The organism is Oscillibacter sp. UBA6647, from assembly GCA_002455655.1.
Taxonomy (GTDB): domain Bacteria; phylum Bacillota; class Clostridia; order Oscillospirales; family Oscillospiraceae; genus Oscillibacter.
The window spans coordinates 1-11,296 of the sequence record DKLF01000055.1 but is presented as its reverse complement, the minus strand read 5'-3'; the positions used below and the strand labels follow the sequence as shown (position 1 = coordinate 11,296).

The 11,296-nt window shown below is 57.7% G+C and carries 11 protein-coding genes; all 11 read right to left on the bottom strand.

The window, feature by feature from the left end:
• Window positions 1-262: 262 nt before the first annotated feature.
• Window positions 263-1,399: an aminotransferase class V-fold PLP-dependent enzyme gene (locus B2W96_RS04360; protein WP_293008920.1), complete on the bottom strand. Its 1,137-nt coding sequence runs from the start codon at window positions 1,397-1,399 to the stop codon at window positions 263-265.
• Window positions 1,400-1,490: 91 nt separating this feature from the next.
• Window positions 1,491-1,742: a DUF3343 domain-containing protein gene (locus B2W96_RS04355; RefSeq protein ID WP_293008918.1), complete on the bottom strand. Its 252-nt coding sequence runs from the start codon at window positions 1,740-1,742 to the stop codon at window positions 1,491-1,493.
• A gap of 151 nt (window positions 1,743-1,893) precedes the next feature.
• Window positions 1,894-2,376, bottom strand: a complete 483-nt coding sequence (ispF, locus tag B2W96_RS04350) for a 2-C-methyl-D-erythritol 2,4-cyclodiphosphate synthase (protein WP_397354778.1) — start codon at window positions 2,374-2,376, stop codon at window positions 1,894-1,896.
• Complete coding sequence (gene ispD, locus B2W96_RS04345) at window positions 2,373-3,104, bottom strand: 2-C-methyl-D-erythritol 4-phosphate cytidylyltransferase (protein ID WP_293008916.1); 732 nt, start codon at window positions 3,102-3,104, stop codon at window positions 2,373-2,375. The genes ispF and ispD overlap by 4 nt, the downstream gene beginning before the upstream one ends.
• Window positions 3,105-3,144: 40 nt before the next feature.
• A complete protein-coding gene (locus tag B2W96_RS04340; RefSeq protein WP_293008914.1) occupies window positions 3,145-3,624 on the bottom strand; it encodes a CarD family transcriptional regulator in 480 nt (159 codons plus the stop codon).
• Window positions 3,625-3,803: 179 nt separating this feature from the next.
• Complete coding sequence (locus tag B2W96_RS04335; RefSeq protein WP_293008912.1) at window positions 3,804-5,150, bottom strand: butyryl-CoA:acetate CoA-transferase; 1,347 nt, start codon at window positions 5,148-5,150, stop codon at window positions 3,804-3,806.
• Window positions 5,151-5,538: 388 nt separating this feature from the next.
• On the bottom strand, window positions 5,539-7,485 hold the full coding sequence (locus B2W96_RS04330; RefSeq protein ID WP_293008910.1) for a bifunctional 4-hydroxy-3-methylbut-2-enyl diphosphate reductase/30S ribosomal protein S1: 1,947 nt from the start codon (window positions 7,483-7,485) through the stop codon (window positions 5,539-5,541).
• Window positions 7,482-8,117: a lysophospholipid acyltransferase family protein gene (locus tag B2W96_RS04325; RefSeq protein WP_293008908.1), complete on the bottom strand. Its 636-nt coding sequence runs from the start codon at window positions 8,115-8,117 to the stop codon at window positions 7,482-7,484. Before B2W96_RS04325 ends, B2W96_RS04330 begins: the two co-directional genes overlap by 4 nt.
• Window positions 8,114-8,788 carry a (d)CMP kinase gene (gene cmk, locus B2W96_RS04320; RefSeq protein ID WP_293008906.1) on the bottom strand — a complete coding sequence of 225 codons (675 nt, stop codon included), beginning with the start codon at window positions 8,786-8,788 and terminating at the stop codon, window positions 8,114-8,116. The genes B2W96_RS04325 and cmk overlap by 4 nt, the downstream gene beginning before the upstream one ends.
• An 11-nt stretch (window positions 8,789-8,799) precedes the next feature.
• Window positions 8,800-10,035: an NAD(P)/FAD-dependent oxidoreductase gene (locus B2W96_RS04315; RefSeq protein WP_293008904.1), complete on the bottom strand. Its 1,236-nt coding sequence runs from the start codon at window positions 10,033-10,035 to the stop codon at window positions 8,800-8,802.
• On the bottom strand, window positions 10,028-10,894 hold the full coding sequence (locus tag B2W96_RS04310; protein ID WP_293008902.1) for a MurR/RpiR family transcriptional regulator: 867 nt from the start codon (window positions 10,892-10,894) through the stop codon (window positions 10,028-10,030). The genes B2W96_RS04315 and B2W96_RS04310 overlap by 8 nt, the downstream gene beginning before the upstream one ends.
• Window positions 10,895-11,296 lie beyond the last annotated feature (402 nt).

Here is an 11,296-nt window from a genome sequence, read left to right as displayed (position 1 = left end):
CGGCAGAAGCGAAAATTTTGCGCTCATCGCTGTATCAGCTTCCTTCCCGGGTCAGGGCGGGATTCCGCCCACGGAGAAAGCCGTGGGATTCGGAGTACGCCCAAATTACAAGAACGTTTATATTATATAGAAAATGACGCCGAATTGCAAGGCAAAAGGCGTCAAAATTCATAGTATGTTCACCGCTTTTCAGGATTTTTCCTCCAAACGCAGCTTTGCCGCCCGCGACCCGAAAGACGAGTGCGGGCGGCTGTGGGGGAAATCAGTCGGAAAAGCGCTTCAGGATTCCCGGCAGGGTCTCCAGAAGCAAATCCACCTCTTTTTCCGTGTTAAACGCGGAGAAGCTGAGACGGACAGTGCCGCTGTCTATCGTTCCGGCCGTGCGGTGGGCCAGCGGCGCGCAGTGCAGACCGGATCTGACCGCGAAGCCCGCCTCCGTCAGAGCGTTGCCCACAAATTCAGAATCCACTCCGTCCACCACAAAACTGAGCACGCCGGTCTGGTCAAAGAGGTCCCTTCTCGCGCACACGCAGACGCCGGGGAGCTTTCTCAGTCCCTCTGAGGCCTGCAAGGCCAGTTTCCGCTCGTGGAGGCAGATGGCGTTCTCCCCTTTTCCTCGGACAAAGCGAATCCCCTCCAATAGACCTGCGATGCCGGGTACGTTATGAGTTCCGCTTTCCAGCCGGTCCGGAAGAAAGTCCGGCATTTCCTGCTGGATGGAAACGCTGCCGGTCCCTCCCTCTATGAGAGGACTTCCATCCATCTTGTCGCCGCAGAGCAGAACTCCGGTGCCCTGCGGTCCGTACAGTCCCTTGTGCCCGGGCATGGCGGCAAACGCCGCACCCATTTCCGCCATGTCCAGTGGCATCACTCCCGCGGACTGGGACGCATCAATGATAAAGGGCACGCCCCTCTCCCGGCAGAGCGCGGCCACGGCCTCCACCGGCTGCACCACGCCAAAGACGTTGGATACATGACTGCAAACCACGGCATCCACGTCGGGGGTAATAGCTTTTTCAAAGGCCTCCGTGGTCAGGTCCGGCCGGAACAGCGGCGCGCCGGCCACAATAATTTCCGCGCCCAGCGCCGCAAGGGGCCGGGTGACGGCGTTGTGCTCATAGCCGGAAATTACCACACGCCCACGGCGGGGGACAAGGCTTTTGATGGCGATATTCAGCCCGTGGGTGGCGTTCATGGTGAATACCACCCGATCCGGCTCCGATATATGAAAGAGCTCGGCCAGTTCCGTGCGGCAGGAGAACAGCGTATCTGCCGCCTGCATGGCCGCCGGATAGCCGCCGCGCCCGGGAGAGCTCATGGTTTGCAGGGCCTTCACCATTGCCCGGCCAACCGTCTCCGGCTTTTGGAAGCTGGTAGCCGCACTGTCCAGATAAATCATAGTCAACCTCCTAAAAAAGATTCCAAAGCGGCGTTTATACCCCGCGTTCCAACGCTATCCGGGGTCCGGCGGCAAAGCCGCCGGACGCGGTTCACAGAGAAATCTCCACGTATTTTCCCTGTTGTAACAAATATAATTTCGCGGGGTAAAGCCCCGCCGACCGAAGAACCGACAGTGCGGAACGCAGCGCCCCGCCCGTCACTTCCACGGCATACGCGCAGCCCATATTGCTCAAATCTCTAGGAGCGCGGAAGATGCGCGTCCGGATCCCCGCGGCCATCAGCATTCTTTCCATTCGTTGGGCATAGGTCACAGAGCGGGCGATCATCCAGTATTGTTCCACGGACACTCCTCCTCTCCCCATAGTTTATGCGGACCGAAAAAAGGGGTGAGAACAGAGACAACAAAACATTGACGAACCGCCACAAGCCTTTCAGGGCCTTAAAAAGCAAACGGGAGGCCCGTCCTTCCGGACGGGCCTCCCATATCAATTGTCATTCCTTTTCCAAAAGCACCACGGCCTGCGCAGCCATGCCAGAGCCGTCTCCCGTGAAGCCAAGACCTTCTTCCGTAGTGGCCTTTACATTCACCCGATCCCGCTCCACGCCCAGCGCCACGGCCAGATTTTGTGCCATTTCCTTTTTGTAGGGGGCAATTTTCGGTTGCTGGGCAATCAGTGCGGCATCCACGTTCACCACCGCATAGCCCCTCTCCCGTAAAAGTGCCGCCACATGCCGCAAAAGGGCAATGCTGTCCGCGCCCGCATATTGAGGGTCGCTGTCCGGAAACAGGGTGCCGATGTCGCCAAGCCCCGCCGCACCGCACAGTGCGTCCATCACGGCGTGGGTCAGCACGTCCGCGTCGGAATGGCCCAGAAGTCCCTTTTCCCAGGGAATTTCCACACCTCCCAAAATCAGCTTCTTCCCTTCTACCAGACGGTGAACGTCATATCCCTGACCAATGCGCAGCCCCGTCATAGCCGACCCTCCCTGGCGTCCAAAATTGCCTGGGCCAGAATCAAATCCAGCGGCGTGGTAATTTTCAGGTTCTCTTCGTCTCCGTCCACCAAATACACAGTCTTGCCCAGTCGCTCCACGGCGGAGCAGTCGTCCGTCGTCTCCGCGCCATCCTCCAGTGCAGACTGGAGCGCCGCCTTCAGCAGGTTGGCCTCAAACACCTGCGGTGTCTGCACCGCAGCCAGAGCGGAGCGGTCCAGCGTTTCTTCCACCTGCCCGTCCCGCACTGTTTTTACCGTGTCCTTCACGGGGATCGCCGGGGCGGCGGCGTTGCACCTTGCCGCCTTTTCAATCACACTGTCAATCAGCTCCGGCGGGGTCAGCGGGCGCGCCCCGTCCTGCACCGCCAAAAGCTCCGTTTTCTCATCGGACTCCATGGCCGCCAGCAAAACAGAATGGGTCCGGGACTCTCCCCCCCGAATCACCTTGACGCATTTTGAAATATCATATGTACGGCACAACTCGGAAAAGGGCAGGATATCCTCATCCCGGGCCGCCACGATGATGGCGTCCACCCGCTGCGCCCTTTGAAGGGCCAGCAGGGTCCAAGCCAAGACGGGGATGCCGTCCAGCGGCTCCAGCAGCTTGTTAGCGCCCTCTCCCATCCGGGAGGAACTGCCTGCAGCCGCTACCAGCGCTGTGCAGAAGGGACGCTGCGCGTCCCTGAAACGGTGAAAGAAACGGAACATTCGATCTCCTCTTCCCCGACCGGCTTCCCCCGGTCCGTATTCATACCTCCATGGACCCGTCCAGCCGCTGCTCCACCTGCTCATAGCTGCCCACGCCGGTAAGCACGATTTCCGAAATCAAAATCTGCTTGGCGTTATGGAGCATTTTCCGCTCCCCAGTGGAAAGGCTTCGTTCCCTGTCCCGTATGGTCAGGCTTTTGATCACCCGGGCCAGCTCATAAAGGTCCCCGCTTTTCAGCCGCTGGAGATTTTCGCGGTAGCGCTTGTTCCAGTTGGTGCTCTCCTCAATGTTCATGGTGGGAAGCGCGCTGAACAGCGCCTCCACCTCTGCCCGACCCGACACGGGCCGCAAGCCGATGGCGTCGCTGTTGGCCGTTGGAATTTTCAACAGAAGGCCGCCCACCATCATCTTAAAGACATAGTAATCCTGCGCTGCGCCGCCGAGCTTCTCACACACAATGCCGTCGATCACACCGGCGCCGTGCATGGGATGAACCACCATATCTCCGACACTGAACATTTCAGGCTCCTTTCATGTCCCGGATGCGCTTATCGCAGTTATTAAAATTCCAAAAATCTTAAATAGATAATATCACATTTCGGATAATCTTACAAGTATATCCTGAAAAATGTTGCGTAAACCGTAAAAAACCGCCCTCCACAACACTGTGAAGGGCGGTTTTTATCAAAAATAGAACTTTATTTCTTATTGGACCGGCGCCAGATGTGCATTTTCTCGGCTTCGGCAATCAGCTCTTCCCGGAACTGAGGATGCGCAATGCTGATGATGGCCTCGGACCGCTGCCATGTGGCCATGCCCTTGACGTTGACTTTGCCGTACTCCGTCACCAGATAGTGCAGGTTGGTACGGGTGGCAGTGACGACAGAGCCATTGAGCAGAGTGGAACGGATACGGGAAGACAGCTCTCCGGTTTTCTTGTCCTTTACGGAGGAGGAGCAGCAGATAAAGCTCTTGCCGCCCTTGGACAGATATGCGCCCATGACGAAGTCCATCTGGCCGCCCGCACCGGAGATGTGGGTGGTGCCGGAGGACTCAGAGGAAACCTGCCCGTACAGGTCAATGTCGACCGCGCCGTTGATGGAGACAAAGTTGGGGATCTGAGACACCCGGGCAACGTCGTTGGTATAATCCACGGGAGCCGCCATGCACTGGGGGTTATTGTCCAGGAACTCATAGAGCTTCCGGGTGCCTGCGGCAAAGGTAAAGGTCTGGCGGCCCTTGTCAAAGGGCTTGTACTTGCCTGTGATTTTTCCGGCCTTGGACATATCCACAAATGCGTCCACGTACATCTCGGTATGTACGCCCAAATCCTTCAGATCGGACTCGGCAATCAGCTTGCCCACGGTGCCGGGCATGGCGCCGATACCAAGCTGGAGGCAGGCTCCGTTGGGAATCTCCTCCATGACAAGGCGGGCGATGGCGAGATCCGTTTCGCTGGGCTGGGCCGCGCCGCCCAGCTCATCGGGAAGGCTGTTCCCCCCCTCTACAATCATATCCACGTCGTCGATGTGAATGCCGTTTTCAAAGCCGCCGTGGCAATAGGGCAAGGAGGTGTTCACTTCCAGAATAATGCATTTGCTGCGCTCACAGGCCGCCTTCAGATGGGAGCAACTGGGCCCGAAGTTAAACCAGCCATGGGAATCCATGGGGGTAACCTGTATCATCAGGACGTCGATGGGAGCCATATTTTCGCGGTAGTACCGAGGAAGCTCGGAGTACCGGATGGGAACGTAAAACGCCAGACCTTCCTTGGTCATCTTCCGCTCAAGACCGCCCATATGCGTGGAGTTCCATGTAAAATGCTGTGCCGCATCGGGAATGTTCATCACGGCGGGACGGCGGGTCAGAACACCGCCGCGGATATTTACATCGGTCAGCTCATCCGCGCGCTTTGCCAAAGCCTTATCCAGCGCGTCAGCAGTACCCACGCACCAGCCGTAATCAATCCAGTCTCCGGATTTGACGACCTTGACAGCCTCGTCCGCAGTTGTCAGTTTCTGTTTGTATGTTTCCTGATAGCTCATGAAAAATTCCTCCCTGTTTTTTTCAATAAAACCATGCAGTTTCAAAGATTGTCAATATTGTAACATAATCATTTTTGGAATGCAATCAAATCTGTGAAATTTGCGCGCCGGATTTCCTGAGCCATGTTATCCGGCAAAGCCCTGCGCGGGAGGAGCCTCATCCGTCGCTACGCTTGATTTTCCCGGAAAAAACCGGAATTTATAAAAAGCGGTCGCCAGTTGCCTGTCTTCCACCCCTCGGTGCTTAAAAATTTTCGGCAATTTGTCAAAGGCGCTTTGCCCACATTCATCGGAATGAGCATATCCCATCAAGAAGTCGGATACAAAGAAAGCTCCGGAAATGCTTTTACATTTCCGGAGCAACGTTGTTTATAAATTGACGGGAGGCTTACTCAGCGTCTGCGCTCTCCTCAGCGGGAGCCAACAGGGAGCGGATAGACAGGGAAATCTTCTTCTTCTCCTCGTCCACAGCAATGATCTCGGCATCTACTTCCTGACCCTCGCTCAGCACATCACCGGGCTTTTCAATGCGCCGGTCAGCAATCTGGGAAATGTGAATCAGGCCGTCCACGCCGGGGACAACCTCGGCAAACGCACCGAAGGTCATCAGCTTGACGATGCGGACCGTAGCCACGTCGCCCACGCGGTACTTGCTCATGAAGTCCTCCCAGGGGTTCACGCCGCGATCCTTTACGCCCAGAGAAATCTTGCGCTTCTCAGCATCAAAGGAGATGACATAGACCTCCATAGCATCGCCCACTTTGCAGACCTCGGAAGGGGTCTTGATGCGGCTCCAGCTCAGCTCGGAAATGTGCACCATGCCGTCCACACCGCCGATGTCCACAAACACGCCGTAAGCGGTCATGGATTTAACAGTACCGGTATAGCGCTTGCCAACCTCGATGCTGTTCCACACCTCGTCCTGCGCGGCCCTGCGGGCCTCGTCGGCCACGGAGCGGATGGAACCCACCACACGGCGGCGGGCACGGTTGACCTCGGTGATGCGGAGCTGCGCCTTGGACTTGACCATGGTTTCAAGATCCGCGCCGCGGGGCATACCGCTCTGAGAAGCGGGCACAAACACGCGCACGCCCTTAACGGAAACAACAACACCGCCCTTATTGACCTCGGTGACGACGCCTTCCATCACGGTCTTGTCCTCGACGGCCTGCTCGATGTTCTCCCAGACCTTCACGGTGTCAAGACGCTTCTTGGACAGCTCGGCATAGCCCTCGATGTCGTTGACGCGGACGATATATGCCTCGATCTCGTCGCCCACCTTCAGAAGCTCCTCAGGCTTGGCGTTGGGATCGTCGCTCAACTCACTGGCCTTGATGTATGCGGCCTGCTTGGCACCCACATCCACCTGCACCTCCGTGGGACCCACGGCCGTGACGATTCCGGTTACCTTTTCGCCTGTATTTAAAGTCTTAAAAGATTGATTCAGCAGTTCCTCAAAGGATTCCTCGCCGCTTTCGACGTTCTTGATTTCTTCACTCATCGTTGCATATACCTCCTTAATGATGCCCGCAGGCGTGGAGGCACCGGCCGTCAGACCTGCAACAGAGCAACCATTGAAAAAATCCGGCGAGAGCTCGTCCGCCCCCTCGATTTGGAGAACGCGCGGGCATCTCTCAATACAAATTTCCGTCAAATGTTTGGTGTTTGCACTTCTGGGGTCTCCAACCACCACCATTGCGTCCACCCGCCCGGCAATCTCTGCCGCCTCGGATTGACGCTTACGCGTAGCATTGCATATTGTATCAAATATTTTGGCGTTTGTACACTGTTTTTTTAAGATTTTTATGGAAGTCTCAAAAAGTTCACGAATACAGGTGGTCTGTGCCGCCACCGTGATGGGAAGGTCCCGCCGTGCTGGGTCCTCCGCAAACCAGGCGGCAAGCTCCTCCGGCCCTCCGAAAATCAGCGGATGCCTGCAATAGCTGGCAATTCCCTGAATTTCGGGATGGTTTCGCTCGCCGATGATGATGACCTGCCGTCCGTCTTCCTCTGCCTGCCCAACAAGGGTTTGAATCCGCAGCACGTTGGGACAGGCGGCGCTGACGCAGCGAAGTCCCCGTTCTGTCAGTTCCTCCACCATCTCCCGCCGCTCTCCGTGAGAGCGAAGCACCACGGTTGCGCCCTCCGGCGCGTCCTCCGGCCCTGCGATTTTTCGCACGCCCAGAGCCTCCAGCTCCGCCACCACATGGGCGTTGTGAATCAGATCCCCCAGCATAACGCAGCAGTCGCTCTTGGCGGCAGCTTTTTTTGTCAGTTCCACCGCCCGCTCCACGCCATAGCAAAAACCGGCGCTTTGCGCCAAGAACACTTTCACAGCGGCTTCCCTCCCACGGCCTGCCCGCCCAGAGCGTAGGCCGCCGCCAGAACTTCGTCCGCCACCGTCTGAATTTCCTCCGCCGTGCCGTGCTTCCCGGTAATCCTCGGCTCATAGGGCTCGCCAAAGATAATACGGGTACGCCGGAAGGGCTTCTTCTCCCCGTCCACAAACACCGGCACCAGCTTTGCTCCCGTGCGGATCCCAATCATGGCCACGCCGCCGTGGGCGTGGGCAGGCAGGCCATCTACATGACCGATGCCGTTCCGAACGGTGGTTCCCTCTGGAAACATCAGCAGATTGTCTCCGGATTTAATGGCCTGCATTGCGGTTTTGACCGACTGAATGTCTCCGCCGCCCCGGCTGACGGGAAACGCGCCCACCCGGCGCAGAATCCAGCCCAGAAGCGGATTGCGGAACAGTTCTTCCTTTGCCATAATGTGCAGCCGGTAATTCACCGGCAGCACCAGCGCCACCATAATCGGGTCCCAGTCGCTGGCGTGGTTGGGGCACAGCAGCGCCCCTCCTCTGGGCAGGCGGTCCATCCCTTCCACCTTGGCAGGATGAAGAAGATGGGTAATAAAGCCCACCACATAATAGATAAACACAAAAAAACAGTTGAACGGCTTCATTTCAGCGCCTCCTCCACCACCCGCAAAAGCGCGGACAGGCTCTCCTGAAAATTCAGCGCCGTGGTATCCACCGCTACGGCCCCCTCCGCCTGCCGCAGTGGCGCGGCGGCGCGGTGGGAGTCGTCCCAATCCCGCTGGACAATTTCGCTGCGCACCTGATCCAGCGCTTCAGGCGTTCCCCGCTCCGAAAGTTCCAGATACCGGCGCTTCGCGCGGACCTCCACAGAAGCGGTGAGAAAGATTTTCACGTCCGCATCGGGCAGGACCACCGTACCGATGTCCCGTCCGTCCATCACCACGCTGTGATTCCGGGCCAGCTCGCGCTGCATTTCCAGCAGATAAGCCCGAACCTCCGGGTGGGCGGAGACAACGGAGGCATATTTGGAAACCTCGGGAAGGCGAATCTCTTCCGACACGTCTTCCCCGTTTAAAAACATGCGCTGCGTTTCATCCTCACCCCGGCGCAGCTCCACCTTTGCCTGCGGAAGCAGCCGCAGAACCGCCGACTCCTCTGCCGGATCCACCCCGCAGCGGCGGACATAGCAGCCGACGGTCCGGTAAATGGCGCCGGTATCAATGTACAAATATCCTTTTTCCTTTGCCAGCGCCCGGGCCAGGGTGCTCTTCCCCGCGCCGGAGGGCCCGTCGATGGCAATGCTCACGTTCTTCATGGGAATGCTCCTTACTCCTTGGTATCCGCCGCTGCAAAGCCTGCGGCGCGCCCGGTGGCCCAGGCAATTTGCAGGTTAAAGCCGCCGGTATAGGCGTCCACATCCATCAGTTCACCTGCAAAGTATAGTCCCTTTACAACCTTTGATTCCATGGTGTGTGGGTCAATCTCTCGCACCGTTACGCCGCCAGCGGTGACAATGGCCTCCTCCACCGGGCGGGGCGCTTCGACGGCAATGGGAAAATGCTTCAAAAGGCGCAGCAGGCCCTGCCGTTCCTCCCGCGTGACATCGTGTATCTTTCGATGCGGGGAAATTTCGCAGCACTCTACCATGACCGGAATCAGCTTTTGGGGAAGCAGATCGCTCAGCGCGTTGCAAAAATCGCTGTTGGCGTATTTTTCAAAGTCCGCCAGCAGCCGCTTGTCCAACTGTCCCTCGTCCAGCGCAGGCTTCAGATCAATTTCCAGCCGATACGCCTTTTCTCCGAAATGCCGCATATGGGCAGAGGCGGACAGGACCAACGGGCCGCTGACCCCAAAATGGGTAAACAGCAGCTCGCCAAAATCGGTATGGATTTTTTTGTTATTTTCAAAAACCGTCAGCTCCACGTTTTTTAGAGAAAGACCCTGCAAAGCCGCGCAGAGGTTCCCCACTTCCCGCAGGGGCACCAAAGAGCCGCGCAGGGGCGTGACCGTGTGGCCTGCCTGCTCCGCGAACCGGTGTCCGTCTCCTGTGGAACCGGTGGCGGGGTAGGAAATTCCGCCGGTGGCCAGAATGACCGCGTCGGCGTTCAAAGGTCCCCGTTCCGTTTGCACGCCCCGGACCGCACCGTCCTCAAGCAGCAGGCTTTCCGCCCGCCGCCGCAAAATGGAGACGCTCAGCTTTTTCAGCCGCCGCTCCAGCGCGCCGCTGACGTCAAAAGAGCGGTCGGACAGGGGAAATACCCGCCGCCCCCGTTCCACCTTCAGCGGAACGCCCAGCTCCTGAAAAAACGCCATGGCGTCCCGTCCGTCAAACCGGGAAAAGGCGCTGTAAAGAAACTTTCCGTTGCGGGGGACGTTGGCCAGCAGCTCATCGCACCCGGAATCGTTAGTGACGTTGCACCGGCCCTTGCCGGTGATATTCAGCTTTTTTCCAAGGCGGTCGCCCGGCTCCAGCAGCGTCACGGACGCACCCCGCTCCGCCGCCGAAATCGCAGCCATCATACCGGCGGCACCGCCGCCGACCACCAGAACCTTTTTATTCATCTTCTGCCTTTCCAAACACGCCGTAGGTTTCCCAGATATCCTCCAGCTCGGAGAAAATGGTGGACACGTCTTTTCCCAGCCGGAAGCCCAGAGCCACCAGCAGGGCGTTTACCATGGACATGGGGGCCACCATAGAGTCCACAAAGGAAATCATTTCGCTGGGGGCCAGCACCGCCGCACTGGACATCTGCCCCAGAGGGGACAGCTCGTTGTCCGTGATGCCCAGAATTGTCGCGCCCCGGTCCTTGGCAAATTTCGCGGTATTGATGGTGGCCTTAGAGTACCGGGGAAAGCTGATGGCCAGCATCACGTCACCGGGTCCGATACGGAAGAGCTGTTCAAAAATCGCTCCCGCCTCGTTGGATTGCACCAGCGTTACGTTGTCCAGCAGCAGATGCATGTAAAAGTTCAGATACCCCGCCACAAAGGAGGACGACCGCACGCCCAAAATATAGATGTGCCGCGCCCGCACCAGCTCATCCACCACAAGGTCAAACTCCCTGCGATCCGCCTTGTCCGCCACCATCCGCAGCCGGTCAAAATCAGAACGCATCACGGAGGACAGCACGTCATGTCCGCTCATCATGCTGTCCGCCACCTGAATGCGCTGGGTAGAGGTCAGGCGGCTGCGGATCATTTCCTGCAGCGTCCGCTGCAAGGCAGGATAGCCCTCGTAGCCCAGCTCATAGGCAAAGCGGACCACCGTGGATTCACTGACGCCCGAGAGCTGCCCCAGCTTGCTGGCCGTCATAAACGCGGCCTTGTCATAGTTCTCCATAATATAGGAAGCAATGCGTTTTTGTCCCTTTGAAAAGCCGCTCATGCCGCTCTCCAGCGTATATAAAATGCCTTTCGCCACGATTTTCCCCTCCGCCGTATCTCTTCTTCCGGGTCAGCGCACCGGGCGCTGATCAAGTGTGATGAATAGCTTATCATATTTCCTGCATTTTTTCAATAAAAACCTTTGTTTTTTTGATACAGCGGCCTTGAAAAAGCGGCATTTTCTTGAAATTCCTTGGGATTGCAATGGATTCCTAATGTGGAAGCAAACGCAAAAATTGCAGGATTTTTATAAATCCTGCAATCATATCTCTTTTGGCGGCAAAGAAGGTGCGCCAGCAATATCCCGCTGTCACTGCGCTTGCAGCGCAGACAGCTCTTCCACAGTTAAATACCGCCACTTCCCCTCCGGCAGCGCGCCCAGCTCCAAAGCGTGCTCCCGCACCCGCCGCAGCCGGAGGACCGTCAGCCCGCATTGGGC